Annotated in this window: 15 protein-coding genes; 7 read left to right on the top strand and 8 right to left on the bottom strand. The window is 68.1% G+C overall.

Going from position 1 to position 19280, the window contains the following annotated elements; all coding sequences use genetic code 11:
- Window positions 1–59: 59 nt before the first annotated feature.
- Window positions 60–725, bottom strand: coding sequence for a GTP cyclohydrolase II (ribA, locus tag ACWCIA_RS12010; RefSeq protein ID WP_454163512.1), 666 nt, complete (start codon window positions 723–725; stop codon window positions 60–62).
- A gap of 195 nt (window positions 726–920) precedes the next feature.
- On the opposite strand from ribA, the gene ACWCIA_RS12015 reads away from it, so the two are divergent.
- From ACWCIA_RS12015 to ACWCIA_RS12030, 4 genes are all read left to right on the top strand, one after another.
- Entirely contained in the window at window positions 921–3245 is a 2325-nt protein-coding gene (locus ACWCIA_RS12015) for an ATP-binding protein (protein ID WP_454163514.1), read from the top strand.
- Window positions 3246–3591: 346 nt separating this feature from the next.
- Window positions 3592–4515 carry an ABC transporter ATP-binding protein gene (locus tag ACWCIA_RS12020; protein WP_454163516.1) on the top strand — a complete coding sequence of 308 codons (924 nt, stop codon included), beginning with the start codon at window positions 3592–3594 and terminating at the stop codon, window positions 4513–4515.
- Between the two features lie 9 nt (window positions 4516–4524).
- The gene (locus ACWCIA_RS12025; RefSeq protein ID WP_454163518.1) at window positions 4525–8112 is read left to right on the top strand and encodes a M1 family aminopeptidase; all 3588 of its coding nucleotides are present in this window, start codon (window positions 4525–4527) and stop codon (window positions 8110–8112) included.
- A gap of 106 nt (window positions 8113–8218) precedes the next feature.
- Window positions 8219–8833 (top strand): pyridoxamine 5'-phosphate oxidase family protein, encoded by a 615-nt coding sequence (locus ACWCIA_RS12030; protein WP_454163520.1) that lies wholly within the window; start codon window positions 8219–8221, stop codon window positions 8831–8833.
- A 70-nt stretch (window positions 8834–8903) separates the two neighbouring features.
- Here ACWCIA_RS12030 and ACWCIA_RS12035 read toward each other — a convergent pair whose 3' ends face one another.
- On the bottom strand, window positions 8904–9266 hold the full coding sequence (locus tag ACWCIA_RS12035) for a hypothetical protein (RefSeq protein WP_454163522.1): 363 nt from the start codon (window positions 9264–9266) through the stop codon (window positions 8904–8906).
- Window positions 9267–9575: 309 nt separating this feature from the next.
- Here ACWCIA_RS12035 and ACWCIA_RS12040 point away from each other — a divergent pair, with 309 nt between their 5' ends.
- Entirely contained in the window at window positions 9576–10010 is a 435-nt protein-coding gene (locus tag ACWCIA_RS12040) for a hypothetical protein (RefSeq protein ID WP_454163524.1), read from the top strand.
- A gap of 31 nt (window positions 10011–10041) precedes the next feature.
- Here ACWCIA_RS12040 and ACWCIA_RS12045 read toward each other — a convergent pair whose 3' ends face one another.
- The 5 genes from ACWCIA_RS12045 to ACWCIA_RS12065 all read right to left on the bottom strand — a co-directional run bounded on the left by ACWCIA_RS12045 (window position 10042) and on the right by ACWCIA_RS12065 (window position 15092).
- Complete coding sequence (locus tag ACWCIA_RS12045) at window positions 10042–11718, bottom strand: hypothetical protein (RefSeq protein WP_454163525.1); 1677 nt, start codon at window positions 11716–11718, stop codon at window positions 10042–10044.
- On the bottom strand, window positions 11715–13193 hold the full coding sequence (locus tag ACWCIA_RS12050; protein WP_454163527.1) for a glycosyltransferase family 2 protein: 1479 nt from the start codon (window positions 13191–13193) through the stop codon (window positions 11715–11717). Before ACWCIA_RS12050 ends, ACWCIA_RS12045 begins: the two co-directional genes overlap by 4 nt.
- A complete protein-coding gene (locus ACWCIA_RS12055) occupies window positions 13190–14281 on the bottom strand; it encodes a HEAT repeat domain-containing protein (protein WP_454163529.1) in 1092 nt (363 codons plus the stop codon). The genes ACWCIA_RS12050 and ACWCIA_RS12055 overlap by 4 nt, the downstream gene beginning before the upstream one ends.
- A 55-nt stretch (window positions 14282–14336) precedes the next feature.
- Window positions 14337–14732 carry a response regulator transcription factor gene (locus ACWCIA_RS12060; RefSeq protein WP_454163531.1) on the bottom strand — a complete coding sequence of 132 codons (396 nt, stop codon included), beginning with the start codon at window positions 14730–14732 and terminating at the stop codon, window positions 14337–14339.
- A 141-nt stretch (window positions 14733–14873) separates the two neighbouring features.
- Window positions 14874–15092, bottom strand: coding sequence for a DUF3820 family protein (locus ACWCIA_RS12065; RefSeq protein ID WP_454163532.1), 219 nt, complete (start codon window positions 15090–15092; stop codon window positions 14874–14876).
- A 60-nt stretch (window positions 15093–15152) separates the two neighbouring features.
- Here ACWCIA_RS12065 and ACWCIA_RS12070 point away from each other — a divergent pair, with 60 nt between their 5' ends.
- Entirely contained in the window at window positions 15153–15572 is a 420-nt protein-coding gene (locus ACWCIA_RS12070) for a DUF1810 domain-containing protein (RefSeq protein WP_454163534.1), read from the top strand.
- A 3-nt stretch (window positions 15573–15575) separates the two neighbouring features.
- Here the strand turns inward: ACWCIA_RS12070 and ACWCIA_RS12075 are convergent, their stop codons facing one another.
- Entirely contained in the window at window positions 15576–17318 is a 1743-nt protein-coding gene (locus ACWCIA_RS12075; protein WP_454163536.1) for a phosphoethanolamine transferase, read from the bottom strand.
- A gap of 293 nt (window positions 17319–17611) precedes the next feature.
- Here ACWCIA_RS12075 and ACWCIA_RS12080 point away from each other — a divergent pair, with 293 nt between their 5' ends.
- On the top strand, window positions 17612–19129 hold the full coding sequence (locus ACWCIA_RS12080; RefSeq protein ID WP_454163538.1) for an NYN domain-containing protein: 1518 nt from the start codon (window positions 17612–17614) through the stop codon (window positions 19127–19129).
- Window positions 19130–19280 lie beyond the last annotated feature (151 nt).

Genomic DNA, 19280 nt, shown 5'->3' on the forward strand with positions numbered 1-19280 from the left:
GACGAAAGAGAGCGATGGTGATCGCTATCTTGCCATCACACTAACTTATCTGCAGGACGTTACAGTTCGCCATCTTCCGCCACGGCGTCGAGCTGGGGCGTCATCATGTGGCCGAGCTTGGCCTGCTTGGTGTCGAGGTAGCCGTTGTTGAAGACGTTGCGGTTGACCAGCAGCGGCACTCGCTCGACGACCTCGATACCGAGGCGCGCCAGGGCGTCGATCTTGCGCGGGTTGTTGGTCATCAGCTTGACCTGCTTGATGCCGAACTGATCGAGCATCGGGCGGCACAGTTCGTAGTTGCGGGCGTCGGCGTGGAAGCCGAGCTGCAGGTTGGCTTCGACCGTGTCGGCGCCGGCTTCCTGCAGGCGGTAGGCGCGGATTTTATTGACCAGGCCGATGCCGCGGCCTTCCTGGCGCAGGTAGAGCAGTACGCCGCGGCCTTCAGCAGCGATGCGCTTGAGGGCGCCCTCGAGCTGGGCGCCGCAGTCGCAGCGCTGCGAGAACAGCACGTCGCCGGTCAGGCACTCGGAGTGCACGCGCGCCAGCACCGGCTCGCCGTTGCCGATGTCGCCCAGCGCCATCGCCAGGTGCTCCTTGCCCGTGCTGTGCTCGACGAAGGCGTGCAGCGTGAACTGGGCCCAGGGCGTGGGCAGCGCGCACGAGGTGACGTAGTCGAGGAGCGAGTCGGAGTCTGGAGCGGCGGCAGGCGTGGTGATATCGGACATGCTGTGGTCTTGTTGCGGTGGTTGTAACCGGTAAGTATAAGAGAAATCGGTCGCGGCCGTGCGGGCGGGGCGCGCAGCCCCTCTCGGCGGCACGCGCAACGGCCCTGTGGACGGGATGCATCGCCGCGCCACGCGGCGCTCGCCCGGGGCGAGGGCGGCATGCTACTCTTTCGCCAAAGCAAATTCTTCGATGTCATGAACCACGAAACAAGCCCTGGCCAGCCCGCGGCCGGTCTTCCTCCCCGTCCGCGCCGGCGCGGCCTGCGCAGCCTCGGCAGCTGGCTGGCGCTGGCCTTTACCCTGCTCTCGCTCCTGCTGACGGTGCTGCTGGTCGAAGTCGTCGACATCGCCGCCACCGGCCAGGTCGAAACGAGCATCGGCCACGGCCTGCGCGAGCTGGCGCTGCAGACCGTCGACAAGCTCGACCGCGGCATGTTCGAGCGCTACCGCGAAGTGCGCCTGCTGGCGCAGCGGCGCGACCTGTCGCCGCTGAACGCCGACCTGGACGCGCGCCGCGAGGTGCTCGACGGCATCCAGGACTCGTATGGTTACTACGACTGGATCGGCATGGCCGGCGTCGACGGCAAGGTGCAGGTCGCGGGGCGCGGCCTGCTCGAAGGCGTCGACGTCGCCGCGCGGCCGTGGTTCCGCCATGCGCTGCAGGGCATCAACGTCGGCGACGTGCACGAGGCGGTGCTGCTGGCCAAGCTGCTGCCGAAAGAGGGCGGCGAGCCGCGCCGCTTCGTGGACGTCGCCTTCCCCTACCTCGACCGCGACGGCAGGACACTGGGCGTGCTCGGCGTGCACCTGTCCTGGAAATGGGCGCGCGCCGTCGAACGCTCGGTGATCGCACCGGTGGCCACGCGCGGCAAGATCGACGCCCTGATCGTCGGAATCGACGGCACGGTGCTGCTGGGGCCGAACGACTTGCAGGGGAAGAAGCTCGACCTGGCGAGCCTGCGCAACGCGGGCCGGCAGGACGCCGGTTACCTGGTCGAGGAATGGCCGGACGGCGAATCCTACCTGGTGGGCTACAGCCGCAGCCGCGGCCGCGACGCCTATCCCGGCCTGGGCTGGACGGTGCTGGTGCGCCAGGCGGTGGACGAAGCCTATGCCCCCGCGCGCGCGCTGCGCGGGCGCGCGTTGCTGAGCGGCGTCGGCCTGGCGCTGCTGTTCTCGCTGGCCGGTTTCGTATTGGCCCGTTACATCACCCGCCCGCTCGGCCGCCTGGTGGCCGACGCCGAACGCATCGGGCGCGGTGAACGCGTGCAGCTGGTGTCCGGCGCCGGCAGCTATGTCGAGGTGGGCAAGCTGTCCGACACGCTCAACACGCTGGTAACCGACCTGGTCAAGCGGCGCCAGGAGATGCAGGACCTGAACGCCTCCCTGGAAGCGCGGGTCGAGGCGCGCACGAAGGAACTGGAACGGGCGCTGGTGGCGGTGCGCGCGAGCGAGCAGCGCATCGGCGCGATCGTCGAGGCGGCCCAGGACGCCTTCGTCGGCGTCGACCTGCGCGGCCTCGTGACCGACTGGAACTCGGCGGCCGAGCGCATGTTCGGCTGGAAGCGCAGCGAGGTGCTGGGCTGGCCGATGACAGAGATCATCGTGCCGGAACGCTTCCGTTCCAGCACCTACCGCGCCATCGAGGGCGTGCGCGCGACCGGCTACAGCCCGCTGCTCGAGCGGCGCGTCGAACGCCTGGTGATCGACCGCCATGGCGAGGAATTCCCGATCGAGATGACGGCGGGCCTGGCCAGCAGCGGCGACCAGACCTTCTTCGCCGTCTTCCTCCACGACATTTCCGAGCGCCGCAAGGTGGACCGCCTGAAGAGCGAATTCGTGGCCACCGTCTCGCACGAGCTGCGCACCCCGCTGACCTCGATCCGAGCCTCGCTGTCCATGCTGGACGACGGCTTCGCTGGCGAGCTGCCGCCCGATGTCGCCGGCCTGGTCGGCATCGCCCGCCAGAGCTGCGAGCGCCTGGTGCGGCTGGTGAACGACGTGCTCGACATCCAGAAGATCGAGGCCGGCAGCATGCAGCTGGAACGCCATCCGCAGCCGCTGCTGCCGGTGGCGCAGCACGCCCTCGAAGGCATGCAGGGCTACGCGCAGGAAAACGGCGTCGCGCTGCGCCTGGAATGCGTGGCGGCGGCGCGCGAGCTGGCCGCCGCGATCGACCGCGACCGCCTGGTGCAGGTGCTGACCAACCTGCTGTCGAACGCGGTGAAGTTTTCGCCGCGCGGCGCGACCGTGATCCTGAACCTGGCCGCGACCGACGGCTGCGCGCGCCTGTCGGTGCAGGACCAGGGCGGCGGCATCCCGCCGGCCTTCCACGCACGCGTGTTCCAGCGCTTCGCCCAGGCCGACGGCGCCGATACGCGCCAGAAGGGCGGCACCGGCCTCGGCCTGTCCATCAGCAAGAGCCTGGTCGAGGAGCACGGCGGCCGGATCAGTTTCGAGACGAGCCCTGGGCAGGGTACCGTTTTCCACGTCGACCTGCCGCTGGCCGGGCAGGATTGAGGCCGGGGCGTGACTGAGTAGCTTCACAGCAACGGACAAGCTATCGCCCGTGGCTGGTTTTATCCTCCTGCCGATTCCCACAACGGCAGGAGGATTCCCATTCCGCTTGCATGAGCCGGGGCGTTCGAACGCCTGCGCACCGCCAACGAGGCCGGCGCGCAGGTCCGCCTATGAGCGGTGCATATACCGCGAAATACGTCATCCATTCCCGGATTTCTGTCGCCTGTCACAAAAGGCAGACATTGCCGTTCAATAACGATACATTATCTAAGAGGAAATAATTGCCCTCCGTTCATGTCGCTCGGACGGGGCGGCGAACCATCAAACAGCCCCTGGAGAAACAGCGATGTTATCGATCAAGCAGCTCAACAAGACGTATGCGAACGGCGTCAAGGCCATCAACAATGTCAGCCTCGAGATCCCGAACGGCATGTTCGGCCTGCTCGGTCCGAACGGCGCCGGCAAGTCCTCGCTGATGCGCACCATCGCCACGCTCCAGGACCCCGACAGCGGCAGCATCCATTTCCACGGCCTCGACGTTCTCCAGGACAAGGAAGCGCTGCGCCGCCAGCTCGGCTACCTGCCGCAGGACTTCGGCGTCTATCCGAAGGTGAGTGCGGAAAAGCTGCTGAACCATTTCGCCGTCCTTAAGGGCATCACCGCCAAGGGCCAGCGCAAGGAGATGGTCGAGGCGCTGCTGCACCAGACCAACTTGTGGGAAGCGCGCAAGCGCGGCCTCGGCACCTTCTCGGGCGGCATGCGCCAGCGCTTCGGCATTGCCCAGGCCCTGCTCGGCGCGCCGCGCCTGGTGATCGTCGACGAGCCGACCGCCGGCCTCGACCCGGACGAGCGCAACCGCTTCCTGAACCTGCTGGCCAAGATCGGCGAGCAGGTGGTCGTCATCCTGTCCACCCACATCGTCGAGGACGTGACCGACCTGTGCCCGCGCATGGCCATGATCGCGAAGGGCACGGTGCTGCTGCAGGGCGAACCGCAAGCGGCCATCGACACGCTCAAGAACCACGTCTGGCGCCGCACGGTGAGCCAGGAAGCGCTGGCGGAATACCAGGAGCGCTTCAACGTGCTGTCCACCCGCCTGGTGGCGGGCCGGCCGCAGATCAACGTGTACGCCGAGTCGCAGCCGGACGAAGGTTTCGTCAGCGTCGAGCCGGACCTGGAAGACGTCTACTTCCTCCAGGTGCGCAATGCCGGCAAGGCCGCTGCATCGGCGCCGGCCGCGCCTGATGCCAAGATGCCGGTCCCGGCGTAAGGAGCGAGCATGTTGAAAGAATTCTTCAGCTTCGAGCTGGGCACCCAGCTGCGCCAGCCCCTGCTGTGGGTGTGTGCGCTGATCTTCGGCGCGCTCGCCTTCGGCGCCACCACCAGCGATGCGATCCAGGTCGGCGGGGCGATCGGCAACGTCAACCGCAATGCGCCGCTGGTGGTCGCCCAGCTGCTCGGCGCCTTCAGCCTGATGTCGATGTTCGTCGTCACCATCTTCATCGCCGGCAGCGTGCTGCGCGACAGCGAAGTCGGCATCTCCGACATGCTGTTCGCCACCCCGATGAAAAAGCGCGACTACCTGGCCGGCCGTTTCGTTGCCGGCGTCGTCGCCTGCCTGGTGATCTTCGCCCTGGTCGTCGGCGGCATGATGCTCGGCCCCCTGATGCCCTGGGTCGACGCCGAGCGCGTCGGTCCCTTCGCGGGCAGCGCCTACCTGTGGGCCCTGGGCGTGCTGGTCGTGCCCAACCTGTTCTTCGTCGGCGCGCTGCTGATGCTGCTGGCCTCGACCACGCGCTCGATGATGCTCGTGTATGTCGGCGTGCTGGCCTTCTTCGTCCTGTGGATCGTCGCCGGCCGCTTTACGGCGGACATCGACAACGAATGGCTCGCCGTGCTGGCCGATCCCTTCGGCATCCGCGCGCTGGGCCGCGCCACGCGCTACTACTCCAGCGCCGAGGCGAACGCCGGCCTGCCGGACATCGCCGGCTACATCCTGGCCAACCGCCTGCTCTGGGCCGCGGTTGCGCTGGCGCTGTTCGGCCTGACCCTGGTGCTGTTCAAGCCGCAGCGCGCCGGCACCGGCAAGCGCGTTTGGGGGAAGGCCAGGTCGGCGGCAGCGGCTGCGCCGCCTCCGCCGACGCTGGCCCTGCCGCGCATTGCGCCGCGCTTCACCGGCGCCACGCGCTGGATCCAGTGCTGGCATATCTTCGCGTTCGACGCCGGCGCCGTCTTCAAGAGCGTGCCCTTCCTCGTCATGCTGCTGTTCGCCGTGCTCAACATGGTCGGCTCCGCGACCCAGGCCGGCCGCATGTTCGGTACCGACGTCTATCCGATGACCCACCTGATGGTGCAGCTGCTGAACCAGAGCTTCAACTTCATGCTGCTCCTCATCGTCACCTTCTATGCGGGCGAGCTGATCTTCAAGGAGCGCCAGGCCAGGATCGCCGACGTGGGCGACGCCATGCCGATGGCGAACTGGGCGCCGCTGGTCGCCAAGAGCCTGGCGCTGGTGGGCGTGGTACTGGCCTTCCTGCTGGCCGGCGTCGTCACCGCGATCGTGATCCAGCTGGTCAAGGGCGAGGGGGCCGCGCCAGTCGAGCCGCTGGTCTACCTCAAGGGCGTGCTCATCGCCGGCCTGCCGTTCATCCTGATGGGCCTGGTCGCCGTGGTGCTGCAGGTTGTCACCAACAACAAGTTCATCGGTTACCTGCTGGTGATCCTGCTGATGGTCTTCCAGGTCGTCGCCGGCATCATGAACTTCGAACATAACCTGTACCAGATCGGCAGCCTGCCGGCGACCCCGTACTCGGACATGAACGGCTACGGCCACTTTGTTGCGGGCTGGGCCTGGTTCGGGCTGTACTGGAGCCTGTTCACGCTGGCGGCGCTGATCGTGGCCCAGGCTTTCTGGGTGCGCGGCCTGTCGACCGAATGGCGCGTGCGCGTGCGCGAAGCGGGCCGTCGCCTGAAGGGGCCGTCCGGCGTCGCGCTGGGCTTGTGCACCGTCGCCTTCGCCGGCGTCGGCGCCTGGATCTTCCACAACACGAATACCCTCGCGGGCTACGAAGCGGGCGATGTGGCGATGGACAGGCAGGCGCAGTACGAGAAGACCTACCGCAAGTACAAGGACCTGCCGCATCCGAAGGTGGTCGACGTGCGCGCCGCGGTGGACATCTATCCGGAAGAGCGCCGGGTGGCGATCAAGGGCAGCTACGTTTTTGAAAACAAGACCGGCCAGCCGCTCGACACCCTGCGCCTGCAGACCAACCCGGACGTCGAGACTACCCTGTCCGGGCTGCCCGCGCACCGCGTCGAGCTCGACGACAAGGAGTTCGGCTTCAGGATCATCAAGCTGGCGCAGGCCCTGCCGCCGGGCGCGCGCCTGCCGCTGGACTTCGCCGTCGACGTGCGCAAGCCGGGCTTCGAGAACGCCGGCACGCCCGACACGATCAACTTCAACGGCACCTTCTTCAATAACCGCGAGTTCTTCCCCTCGGTCGGCTACCAGCCGGACGCCGAGCTGAGCGACCGCAACGAGCGCCGCAAGCGCGGCCTGGGCGAGCCGCAGCGCATGGCCAAGCTGGAAGACAAGGCGGCGCGCGCCAACACCATGTTCGGCCAGGATGCGGACTGGATCGGTTTCGAGACCACCGTCTCGACCAGCGGCGACCAGATCGCGCTGGCGCCGGGCTACCTGCAGAAGTCGTGGAAGGAAAACGGCCGCAGCTACTACCAGTACAGGATGGACCAGAAGATGATGCCGTTCTTCGCCTACCTCTCGGCCAACTGGCAGGTCAAGAAAGGCTCATGGCGCGGCATTCCGATCGAGATCTACCACGACCCGAAACACGGCTACAACGTCGACCGGATGATCGCGGGCACGCAGAAGGCGCTGGACTATTTCACGACCTGGTTCACGCCTTACCAGCACAAGCAGGTGCGCATCCTCGAGTTCCCGAACTACAGCGCGTTCGCCCAGTCGTTCGCGAACACGATCCCGTTCTCGGAATCGATCGGCTTCATCGCCGACCTGCGCGACAAGGAAGACATCGACTACGTGTTCTACGTGACGGCCCACGAGATGGCGCACCAGTGGTGGGGCCACCAGGTGACCGCCGCCAACGTGCAGGGCGCGAGCATGCTGATCGAGTCGCTGTCGCAGTACTCGGCGCTGATGGTGATGGAGAAGGAATACGGCCGCCACCAGATGCGCCGCTTCCTGCGCTACGAACTCGATCGCTACCTGAGTTCGCGCGGCGGCGAACGCATCGAGGAACTGCCGCTGGTGCGCGTGGAGAACCAGGACTACATCCACTACCGCAAGGGCAGCCTGGTCTTCTACCGCCTGCGCGACGAGATCGGCGAAGCGGCATTGAACCGTGCGCTGAAACGCTTTCTGGAGGACAAGGGCTACCAGGAGTCGCCGTTCACGACGTCCAGCGAGCTGCTCGACACCATCCGCGCCGAGGCGCCGCCGGCCAAGCACGCGCTGATCGCCGACCTGTTCGAGAAGATCGTCTTCTACGATAACCGCGTGACCTCGGCCAGCGCCAAAAAGCGCGCCGACGGCCAGTGGGACGTAACGATGAAGCTGCACCTGGCCAAGATGGAAGCCGACGGCAAGGGCAAGGAAACGCCGCGCACCTACGACGAACCGGTCGAGATCGGCATCTTCGCCCGCGCTCCAGGCGCCAAGGAGGCCGACGAGCGCGTGCTGCTGCTGGAAAAGCGCGTGCTGACGGGCGCGAATCCTGTGGTGACCGTGACGGTCAAGGAGCAGCCCTTCGAGGTGGGCGTCGATCCGTACAACAAGATGATCGACCGGGTGTCGCGGGATAACCGCAAGGCGGTCAGCATCGACTGAGTGGCCGACGCGGAAATGCTGCCGCTGTGGCGCTTCGGGGCCGCGGCGGCAGGCTGTTACCAACAACGCTTCTTGCCTGATTCCCTATCACTCCCGCAAACCCACTATGCCCGAACATCTCATCACCGACCTCGCAGCGTTGGAGGCCCTGTTTGGCGCACCCGCGCAGCCATCCATTGCCAAGGAAGCCGACTGCCTGCATCCCGTGTATGCACGCTGGATCGGGAACGCACGGTTCGCCCTGCTGGCCACCAGCGGGCCAAACGGAATCGACGTCTCTCCGAGGGGCGACGCAGGGCCGCTGGTGCGCATCGTGGACGAACATACCTTGCTGCTGCCTGAGCGGCGCGGCAATAACCGGATCGACAGCCTGCGCAACCTGATGTCGGACCCGCGAGTCGGACTGATCTTCCTGATTCCGGGCGTGGGCGAAACCCTGCGCGTGCGGGGACGCGCCGACATATCGGTCGATCCCGCGCTGCTGGACTCGTTCGCTTACGAAGGAAAGAAACCGGTGTGCGTGCTGCGCATCTCGATCGACAAGGTGTTCTTCCAATGCGCACGTTCGATCCTGCGCTCGCGCCTCTGGCATCCGCAGGAACACGATACCTCGGGCGTGCCGACGGCGGGAACGATGCTGGCCCGGCTGACGGAGGGCGGCATCGATGGCGACAGCTACGATAGCGCTTTGCCGCAGCGGCAGCGCGACACGCTGTACTAGACGCCTGGCGACGGTCGAGAAGAAGCCGCTGCGACGGCTCGGCGCCGCAGCGGCAGGTACAAGGACAGGCTCAGTGCGCGAACCCGGCGCTCGCGGCGTGGGAGTGCACGGCTGGAGGCTGCTGCTGCACGCCGATATCGGCACTGCTTGCCAGCTTCGGGCGGCCCTGTGCGTCGGACAGGCGGTACTTGGTGCGGCGATCGCCCATCAGGAAGCGCAGGTCGCCGATGCTGATGCCGGTCGCCTCGTGCATGCGGATGAGGAGCGAGGCGCTGACCGGCACGCGCTGGTGGCGAATCTTGCTGATGACGGGCGGCGCCACCTCGAGCATGCGCGAGAGCGCAGCATCGTTCTTCAGACGCATGTTCTCGAGCAAAGCGTCGAGCAGTCGATTGGGGTTGTAGGTCTGGCCTGCGGCCGCGAGATCTGACATGGTTTCCTCCCTGGTTGTCGTTTTTTGTTAAACATGCAATTTTCGGGCCAGTGTTGTAAGTGTTTGATTTGCAAGACTTCGGTGATGCTATGTGTCCAACTCAATAACAAAGTGTAAAGAGTGGCGACGCATGGCGCATACCGTGCTACGGCGCAGGCGGCTCGCGCGGCCGGGCTTGCTGCTTACACATTGAAACTTCTCTTACAGCCGGCGACAGCTTTCGCCCGCGTTCGCTGACACACTATGTTTACGGAACACAGTGCGCGCAAAGCAGCGCGATACCTTCCATTTACCAGATCGGAGAACACCATGCGACTTGCTCATCACACCAGCGTGCGCGTCGCGGCCATGCTGACCGCAGTGCTTGCTTTAGGCGCCGCATCGACTTCGGCGTTTGCACAGAGCGCCGAGTACCGGCGCGGTTACGAGGACGGATTTGCCGCCGGCCAGCGCGCCGCTTACGACAACCGCGGCGACCGTGGCGGCCGGGGCGGGGATTGGGGGCGGATCCACGTCGACGAAGCGCGCTACGGTGCGCGCGGTGCGGTCTGCGACGCCCGGCGGGCGGTGCGCCAGGAGGCAGAGCGCAACGGCGGCGTGGTTGTCGCCGGCAACCACCTGTGCGGCGATCCTGCGTACAAGGTGCCGAAGCGCCTGGACGTGGTCTACCGCTGCGGCAACGACGCGCCGATCCGGGTCGCCGCGCGCGAGGACGATACGCTGCGCCTGGACTGCCGCCGCTGATCGCGGCGACGCTGCCGGTAGCAGGTAAGGTTTAGGGCGGGTCTTCGCGCCAGCCGTGCAGCGCAATGCCGGCAAAGCCTGGCCACGCCGAAAAATCCCGCTCCAGGGCGGGCAGCAGCGCGCGCAGCTTGTCGCGGTCCTTGAAAAAACTGGTGGCGCTGCCGTCGAGCAGGCGCTCGCCGCTCAAGCGGTAGCGCGGCACGGCCGCCTCCTTCACGCCCTCGCGCAGCAGCACGAGCACCTGCGTTCCGCCCACCTCGGCCAGCAGCAGCTCGCCCGGTTCGCCGGCGTCGGCGCGCCCGTAGCGGCGCTGGCGCTCGGCGCCCACCTTGCCCGCCTCCAGCCCGATGTGCACGCGCTTGCCGTATTGCGCACCCCAGTCGAGGAAAGGCAGGGCGAAGCGGACGATCTGGTCCGGATCGGTGCGGTAGTCCATCACCGCCAGGCCGTCGGCGGCGCCGGCCAGTTCCGCCAGCAGCTCGCGCTTGTCGTCCCACCAGAAGGGCACCACGAATTCGAGAGGGGTGCCGCCGGCCTGCGCATGCAGGGCGCGCGCCATCGCCAGGTAGGCGCGGTCGCGCTCCGCAGGCGCCAGCACGTCGTCGGCCAGCAGATACGGTTCGACGTCGAACTGCATCGCGCGCAGCCTTTCCTCGGGGGCGGCGGCGCGGTTGTAGGCGGCGTAGGCACGCACCCGGTCGACGGTGGCGGCGCGCTGCGAAGGCAGCACCATGTGCGGGTCGCCCTCGACGCTGGTCACGGCGATGCCGGCCCCGCGCGCGCGGCGCACGAAGGCGGCCAGGCGGGCCGGTTCGCGCACCCTGGCGCCGTCCAGCGGCACCACGATGAACAGCTCGCCGATGCCTTCGTCCTTGGCCCAGTCGACCAGCGCCGCGCCCGCATCGCGCCACTGTGCCCGCTCCCAGATCCAGGCGGCGCGCGGCGCAGGTGTTGACGCGACCGGTTCGAGCATGAGCGCGTCGAGCGCCAGGCTCGCGCCGTCTTGCGGGCAGAGGATGACGAACTGGCGCCAGCCGGCGCGGTCGAGTTCACGCGGAATCGGCAGTAGGGCGTCGCGGGCGCTGCTGGACGCACCTAGTTCGCCGAGCGAATACGACGTTTCCTTGGCCGAGGATGCGGCGTCGGCCGCCTGCAGGCTGAAGGCGCCGTCGGCGGTGTAGCGCGCCTTCAGGCGCAGCGCGGCCAGGGGCAGGCGCCAGGGGCCGTCGACCAGCACCCCGGCCGCGCGCTTGCCGGGCGAGCAGCTCAGGCGCAAGCTGCCGTCGGCGTGCTCCACCCGCACCCGTTCCTCGACGCCGAAAGGGCGGATGCGCGCATCGCGCAGCAAGTTGGTCCGCAGCGGCATGGGCCGCAGCGCAGGCCTGGCGCCGGGCCGCTCCGGCTGGGGCAGTTCGTGGCTCGATGGTGTGAAGCGGCCCTTGCCGGCCGGGCCATACAGCAGGATGGTGCGCGCCGCGGATTCGCCTGCCGGCAGCGGGTACAAGGCCTCGACCAGCGCCGCGTCAACCCCGAGCGCCGCCGTGCGGCATCCAGGCAGGGCTTGCTCGCCGCTGGCGATCACGGTGCCCCCCGGCAGGCTGGCGCGCGGCCCGGCCGCGGCGGGCGGCGCAGATGGGCACAGGTGAAGGTAAGCGGCGTGCGCGCTGGAAGAGGTCACGAGGAGGGCGGCCAGCAGCAGCCGTTTCATGGCGGCCCGGGACGCGCGTTGTCGGCGTCGGCTTGCGCCGGTGGCGGCGCCGGGCTCGCGGGGGCTCCTTCCGACTGCCAGTTGCCCTTGCGTTTCATCGCACCCCAGGTCGATTCCTTCCCGCGCAGCCAGCGCCACAGGCCGATCAGGCGCCACCAGGTATTGAGCTGGCGGTAGCCGAAGTTTTCCAGGATCACGACCAGCCCCAGCATCACCAGCTGCTTGCCGCGCGGGTAGAGGTGGAAGGACATCTCTTCGAGCAGCAGCCCCGAGGCCGACAGCAGGATGCCCAGCCCCAGCGCCACGAACAGGAAGGCGCCGAACGCGACCCAGGAAATCAGGCCGGTGAGGAAGGCGTAGGTCATGAAGATGTAGCCGCCCAGTTCGATCACGGGACCCAGCCACTCGAAGAACAGCATGAAGGGGAAGGCCACCCAGCCGGGCACGCCACCGCGGCGCGAGAACATCAGGCCCCAGTTCGCGTTCAGGCTCTCGGCCAGGCCGCGCTGCCAGCGGACGCGCTGGTTCTTCAGCGTCGCCAGGTCTTCCGGGGCCTCGGTCCAGCAGACCGGGTCGGGCACGAATTCGATGCGGTAGGGCTGGCCCTTCTCGCGCAGGGTGCGGTGCATGCGCACGACGAGCTCCATGTCCTCGCCGATGGTGTCGGGGCGGTAGCCGCCGGCCAGCACCACGGCGTCCTTGCGGAAGATGCCGAAGGCGCCGGAGATGATCAGCATGCCGTTCAGCGCCGACCAGCCGAGCCGCCCGAAGAGGAAGGCGCGCAGGTATTCGACCACTTGGAACAGCGCCCAGGGATTCTTCGGCAGGCCGACCCTGGTGAGGAAGCCGCCGCTCACCTCGCAGCCGTTGGCCACGCGCACGGTGCCGCCGGTGGCGACCATGGTCGGGTCGCGCAGGAAAGGCTCGGTGACTTTCGCCAGGCTGTCGCGCTGCAGGATGGAGTCGGCGTCGACGCCGCAGAACAGCGGGTAGCGCGAGGCGTTGATGCCGGCGTTGAGCGAATCGGCCTTGCCGCCGTTGACCTTGTCGATCACGCGCACGTTCGGGTAGCGCGTCGAGCGGTAGATCTGGCGCACCTCTTTCGTCGGGATCTGGCGCCGGTAGGCTTCGGGGAAGGGCAGCAGCGCGAACTCGCGCTTGAGCACCTCGAGCGTGCGGTCTTTCGAGCCGTCGTTGATGACGACGATCTCGAACTCGGCATAGGTCAGCTGCAGCATCGAGCGGATCGAGGCGGCGATGGTCGCTTCCTCGTTGTAGGCCGGGACCAGGATGCTGACCGGCGGCTCCAGGCCCGAGTAGGCGCGCGGCAGGTCGCCCAGGAACTGCTCCTGGCCGCGCCGGTGCAGGGCGCGCAGCGAAAACAGGTTGAGCAGCAGGTAGCCGCCGTTCAGGGCCACGAAGAAGGCCAGCACGAACCAGGTGACGAAGGCGATCAGCAGGTTGTCGGTATTCATGCGCCTGTGCTTTCTGCCATGGCCTGCGACAGCATGTCGGCGGCGAAGCGGTCGGTGAGCGAGGCGCGCAGCGCCTCGAGGTCGGCGCGGGTCAGCGCCGGCAGTTCCAGCAGCGCCTCGGCGGCGCGGTAGCGCACCCACCATTCGCGGTCGCCCAGCAGGGCCACCAGGCGGTCGGCGTCGCTGCGCACGCCGACGCGGCCCAGGGCGCGCGCCGCCTGCACCCGCACCTGCCAGTCGGGGTGGGAGAGCAGGGCGCGCACCTCGGCGATCGTGTCGGGCGTGCGCACGCCGCGCAGGCCGGCGATCACGACCGGCATCGAGGCGCTCGTCAGTGCCGCCGCCAGGATCCCGGCCGGCAGCGTCACGTGCAGGGCTTCGGCGATGCGCAGGGCGCGCGGCAGCTTGTCCTCGCCCAGTTGCGGCAGCGTGCGCACCAGCGCGGCGGTGGCCGGCTCGATCGCCTGCTGCAGGATGCCGGCCGCGAGCGACAGCGCCCATTCCTCGCGCTCGATAAACAGGGGCACCATGTAATCGGCGGCGGCCGGGGGATCGATCCGCACCAGCGCCCACAGAGCGGTCAGCGAGACGGTGTTGTCGGGCTGGCCCGCCAGGCGCAGCAGCTCGGGCCAGGCTTGCCGGTCGTGCATGTGGCCCAGCACCAGCGCCGCCAGCAGCCGCGCCGGACGCCGGCCGCGCGGCAGCAGTTCGCGCGCATAGGTGTCCAGGCCGAGGCGGCGCGCCACGTCGTTCAGCGCTTCGTTGGCTTCGCCGCGCAGCGAGCCTTGCAGGTGGGCCCACAGGCGCAGGAAGGGCAGGCGCTCGGCGCGTCCCAGGGGCGGCAGCGTGCCGGGCATCTCGCCGACGATGGCGGCATTCAGTACCGGACGCCAGCGCGCCAGGGCGCGCTCGTCGCTGCGCTGGCGCCGCCGCAGGGCGATTCGCATGGCCACGATCTGCAGGGCCAGCAGCAGGGTGAGGGCGAGCGCCACGAAGCCGGTCCAGAGAGCGGCGTCGATGAAGGCGTCGGGATGGGTGGCCGGGGTCAACGAACCGGTCCTCGCGACGGGCGCGGGGAGGCGCTGCATTGCGCCATCAAGCGAAGAGTTAAGCGAATCATCAAGCGAAACATCGGGCCAGGCATTACTGCGCGGGGCGCAGGAAACGGCGCACCCGCGCCAGCAGTTCCTGCGGCTGGAAAGGCTTGATGACGAAGTCGCTGGCGCCGGCGTCGAGGGCGCGCACGGTGTCGCGCTCGGTATTCTTCGCGGTCAGCATCAGCACCGGCACGTCGCGCCAGGCGGGTTGGGAGCGGATCAGCTGGACGATCTCGAAGCCGTCGACATAGGGCAGCATCACGTCGAGCAGCACCAGCGCCGGCGGGCTGGCCGACGCGACGTGGTTCGACGCGGCGCGGCCATCCGCCATGTGCACGACCTGGTAGCCCTGGCGTTCGAGCATGAAGCGCAGGACTTGCGAGATGTGTTCGTCGTCCTCGACGACGAGGACGACCGGAGGCGTGCTGGAGTCAGGTTGCATGTGTTCTGTATTCGATGTGGCTGCGGGGAGATTATATCGAAGGGAACACCCTGCGGCGCGAATCGGAGCCCCGCCGCGGCTCCGCAGCGGGCCGCCATGCGCGCTGCGTTGCTGACTTGCAACGATTAATGCCGGCCTGCCTCAGCCGCCAGTACGGCGCAGCGGGTCGAGCAGCATGCGCAGGTCGTTGTGGTCGAGCTCGTACATCAGGGCCAGCAGCTCGCCCAGTTCGCCGCGCGGGAAGCCTTCGCGGGCGAACCAGCCGAGGTAGTGGCCGGGCAAATCGGCGATCTTGCGGCCCTGGTATTTACCGTAGGGCATCTCGCGGGTGAGGAGCAGGTGCAGGTGTTCGGGTTTCATCGTAGCGCCACTTTAGCAAAGCTGGCGAAAGGGGTAGCATTGTCGCCATGGGAGAACGCCATGGACACTGAATTCGACCTGGAGCGCTTCGTCGCCGCCCAGGATCCCGTGTATTCCACCGTGCTGGGCGAACTGCGCACCGGCCGCAAACGCAGCCACTGGATGTGGTTCGTGTTCCCGCAGGTCGAGGGCCTCGGCTCGAGCGAGATGGCGCGCCGCTATGCGATCCGGTCCAGCGACGAGGCCGCCGCCTACCTTGCCCATCCGGTGCTCGGGCCGCGCCTGCGCGAATGCGCGCGGCTGGTCGCCCTGCACCGAGACAAGGAGATCGGCGAGATCTTCGACAGCCCCGACGACCGCAAATTCCAGTCCTCGATGACGCTGTTCGCCGACGTGGCGCCCGACGAAGCCGTGTTCCAGACCTGCCTCGACCAGTTTTTCGATGGCCACGCCGACCCGGCCACGCTGGCGCGGCTATAGGAATCAGCTGTCGAAATCGATCCGCGCCGGCAGCACCGGCGCCTGCCAGCGGTAGCGCGGGTCGAGCACGTCCTGGCGCGGCCGGGCGCCATCCCACTCGATGCCGAGCAGGCGCGCCAGGCTGAAGCCGAACCAGTCGCCGCGCACCGGCGCGACCAGCGCATGGGGCGGGGCCGGGCGGTCGAAGGAACTCCACAGCATCAGCGGAATGCGGTAGCCGTCCGGCGTGGTGGCGCTGTGGCCGGCGCGGTCGGCCGTGTGCCCGACTTCCTGGCCGTGGTCCGACAGGAAGACCCAGGCCTGCCGGCCCGGCGCCGCGCGGCTCAGGTCGAGCGTGGCCGCCACCGTGCCGTCGTGGTAGCGCACGGCCGAATCGTAATCGTTACGCAGCGCGCGCAGCCAGGCTGGGCGGCCCTCGGCGCGCAACTGCGCGTCCACGCCGTCGCGCGCACCGTCGAAGGGCGCCAGCCCTTCCGGATGGCGCATCCGGTAATGCGGATGCAGGCCCAGCATGTGCACCACGATCAGCTTGCGTGGGGCCGGGTCGTCCAGCGCCGCGCGCGTGGCCGGCAGCATCTGCTCGTCGAGCGCGCGCGAGCCGCGGCCCGGGGTATTGTTCAGGAGGCGCACTTCGTCGGCCAGGCGCGCATGCTCCTGCTCGATGGCCAGGTCGTTGTGGTTGCTGATCCAGAAGGTGCGGTAGCCGGCCGCGCGCGCCAGCGCCAGCAGGTGCACCCGCTGCGTCGAGTCGGGCCGGCCGAAATAGAACAGGTTGCGCAGTGCCGGCACCGTCGAGGCGTCCGCCGACCAGGCATGGCGGAACACCTGGAAGCGGTCGCCGAGCAGGCGCTGGCGCTCGAGCAGGGCGGGGGCGGTCGCGCGCCGGTAGCCGTAATTGCTCAGGTTACTGCGGTTCATGCTCTCGCTGATGACCAGCACCAGGGTGTCCGGGCCGTCTTTCGAGAGCACCGGCTTCAGTGCGGCGGCCCCGGCAAGAAGGGCGCCGCGCTGCTGCCCGAAGCCGGCCCACTGCTGGCGCAGCGCGCCCACGTCCTGCACCCACTGCGGCCAGAAGACCAGCGGATGATGGCGGCGGCAGGGTTTGCTGGCGAAGGCGCCCGCCACCAGCACCAGCAGCAGGACCGCGGCGGTGAGGCGCCATCCGCGCGCCGCCGGACGGGCCGGCGCTGCCGGCGAGCGCCACCAGAGGAACAGGCCGCAGGCCAGCGCGCCGGCGCAGAACAGGGCGAAGCTGCCCCAGGCCAGCAGGCTGCGCCAGTACATGCCGAAGAATTCGCGCGACTCGCCGGCCGTCGTATTCGCCACCGCACTCAGGACCATCGCGCTGTTGGGCAGCGCGTCGTAGGCCGCCAGCAGGAAGCCGCGCACGGCGCCGTCGAGGACGAAGCCGAGGCCGAGCAGGAAGCACAGCAGGGCCTGGGCCAGGCGCTTCCCGCTTGTCGCGCACGGCCACCACAGCCAGAGCCAGGGCGGCAGCGCCAGTACCAGTGCCTGCCAGGTGCGACCTCCTTCGTGCCCGGCGAGGACGGGCGCGAGCAGTGCGGCGCAGGCCAGCAGCAGGGGCAGCCTGCCCAGCGCCGCTGGCATACCGGCCGCATGGGCACGCGCCGCCGCCGGCGCGACAGGTGCGCGTTGGGGGATGCTGGAATACATGATCAGGAAGAGGCGCAGGGACCGGGCAGGGCGGCGCAGGCTGGCCGGCAAGCTGGCGTGGAACTCGGGCAACTGAGGCGGAATGCGGAATGCTTCAACGGGCTCATGCAGGTTCAGTGCTCAAAGGGCGCCACGGCGTGTACGCGTGGACATTTGCATTACGGGAGAACATTGTTTGCGGTAATGAGTGTATACCGCCAGGCAGCGTATGTACGTTTTTCCCGGAATATTTTTTGCACGTGGCAAAATGGCATGGCATGGCAAGGCTTGCAACCGAGCGACGAGTTGCGCCTGAAGAAATCGGGGTTGTGCGTATAATCCGCGGGTATCTGTCTTCTGTCTTTATTAATAGAAAATAACAACTCATGGCTTCATCTTCCGATAACATCAGCATGGCCGTGTTCTGCGACTTCGAGAACGTCGCACTCGGCGTGCGCGATGCGAACTACGAGAAATTCGATATCAAGCCCGTGCTCGAGCGCCTCCTGCTCAAGGGCAGCATCGTCGTCAAGAAGGCCTATTGCGACTGGGACCGCTACAAGGGGTTCAAATCGACGATGCACGAAGCGAATTTCGAATTGATCGAAATCCCCCACGTGCGCCAGTCGGGCAAGAACTCCGCCGACATCCGCCTGGTGGTCGACGCGCTCGACCTCTGCTACACCAAATCCCACGTCAACACCTTCGTCATCATCTCCGGCGACTCCGACTTTTCGCCGCTGGTGTCGAAGCTGCGCGAGAACGCCAAGCAGGTGATCGGCGTCGGCGTGAAGCAGTCGACCTCCGACCTGCTGGTCGCCAACTGCGACGAATTCATCTTCTATGACGACCTGGTGCGCGAAGTGCGCCGCGCCGCCGCCAAGCGTGACGAACGCAAGGCCGCCCCGCAGAACAACAAGCGTCCATCCGACGACCGCCGCAAGGAAGAGCTCGAAGCGCGCAAGACCCAGGCGCTGGAAATGGTCGTCGAGACCTTCGACGCGCTGGTCTCCGAACGCGGCGACACCGGCAAGATCTGGGCCTCGCTGCTGAAGGACACGCTCAAGCGCCGCCGCCCGGAATTCTCCGAGGTCTATTACGGCTTCCGTACCTTCGGCAACCTGCTCGAGGAAGCGCAGGTGCGCGGCCTGTTCGAGTTTGGCCGCGACGAGAAATCCGGCACCTATGTTTATCGCAGCAGCAACGCGCCTGCGGCCGGCGAGCAGCCGTCGGCGGACCTGCTGGCCGGCAGTGCGGCGGCGGGCGAGGGTGTCGAGGCCTCGGCCGTGCAGGAAACGCGCGACGAGTCCCGGAGCGAAGGCCGCGGCCGCAGCCGTGGCGGGCGTGGCCGCAAGCCGCGCGGCGAAACGCCGTTCGTGCCCGTGACGCCGGACGAGGTAGCGCAGGTCGAAGCGCACACCGAAGCGCCGACGGAACTGGTCGATGCCGACGAGGTCGTGGCGGCCGGGGCCTGGCCGCCGGCAGCCGACGAGGCTGAAGAGGCCGTGGAAGCGCCGGCGGCAGCGGAAGCCGCGCCGGAACCGGTGAAGAAGGAACGCCGCCGCACGCCGCGCAAGCCGGCGGCGAAGAAGGGCGCCGCTGCCGCTGCCGATGCCGAAGTTGCGGCCGAACCCGCACCAGTCGAATCTGCGCCGGCCGACGCTGCCGCCGCGCCGGCGATCGCCGCCCAGGACCCGTCGGCGGCGCTGACCGTGTCGGCTCCCGCGCAAGCCGCGCCTGACGAGGTGTCGGACGAGCTCTACGCGGAACCCGGCGACGTCAACGGCAATGTGGCGCCCACGCGCAAGAAGGCAGGCGGGGCGGCCCACAAGGCGCCGGCACGCAAGCCCGCGGCGCGCAGCCGCCGCCCGGCCAAGCCGAAGGCGACGCCGGAGAACGGTTAAGTCCGCGGTTAAGCTCGGACCGTCGCTTGAGCTGAGCCGGCAGTGCCGGGCCGCCATTGCCCGGAGCAGGAGGTAGCGCAAACCCGGCCGTCTTTGCGGCCGGCGCCGGCGTCCCCGGGGGCAACCGTCCAGGGGAGCGGCGGTCTAACAA

Source organism: Massilia sp. SYSU DXS3249, assembly GCF_053668055.1.

Coding starts and splice junctions, on each gene's coding strand:
- ACWCIA_RS12080 (WP_454163538.1), top strand. CDS start 17,612: ATGGCTTCATCTTCCGATAACATCAGCATGGCCGTGTTCTGCGACTTC.
- ACWCIA_RS12070 (WP_454163534.1), top strand. CDS start 15,153: ATGGACACTGAATTCGACCTGGAGCGCTTCGTCGCCGCCCAGGATCCC.
- ACWCIA_RS12020 (WP_454163516.1), top strand. CDS start 3,592: ATGTTATCGATCAAGCAGCTCAACAAGACGTATGCGAACGGCGTCAAG.
- ACWCIA_RS12030 (WP_454163520.1), top strand. CDS start 8,219: ATGCCCGAACATCTCATCACCGACCTCGCAGCGTTGGAGGCCCTGTTT.
- ACWCIA_RS12065 (WP_454163532.1), bottom strand. CDS start 15,092: ATGAAACCCGAACACCTGCACCTGCTCCTCACCCGCGAGATGCCCTAC.
- ACWCIA_RS12025 (WP_454163518.1), top strand. CDS start 4,525: ATGTTGAAAGAATTCTTCAGCTTCGAGCTGGGCACCCAGCTGCGCCAG.
- ACWCIA_RS12060 (WP_454163531.1), bottom strand. CDS start 14,732: ATGCAACCTGACTCCAGCACGCCTCCGGTCGTCCTCGTCGTCGAGGAC.
- ribA (WP_454163512.1), bottom strand. CDS start 725: ATGTCCGATATCACCACGCCTGCCGCCGCTCCAGACTCCGACTCGCTC.
- ACWCIA_RS12050 (WP_454163527.1), bottom strand. CDS start 13,193: ATGAATACCGACAACCTGCTGATCGCCTTCGTCACCTGGTTCGTGCTG.
- ACWCIA_RS12055 (WP_454163529.1), bottom strand. CDS start 14,281: ATGCAGCGCCTCCCCGCGCCCGTCGCGAGGACCGGTTCGTTGACCCCG.
- ACWCIA_RS12045 (WP_454163525.1), bottom strand. CDS start 11,718: ATGAAACGGCTGCTGCTGGCCGCCCTCCTCGTGACCTCTTCCAGCGCG.
- ACWCIA_RS12035 (WP_454163522.1), bottom strand. CDS start 9,266: ATGTCAGATCTCGCGGCCGCAGGCCAGACCTACAACCCCAATCGACTG.
- ACWCIA_RS12015 (WP_454163514.1), top strand. CDS start 921: ATGAACCACGAAACAAGCCCTGGCCAGCCCGCGGCCGGTCTTCCTCCC.
- ACWCIA_RS12040 (WP_454163524.1), top strand. CDS start 9,576: ATGCGACTTGCTCATCACACCAGCGTGCGCGTCGCGGCCATGCTGACC.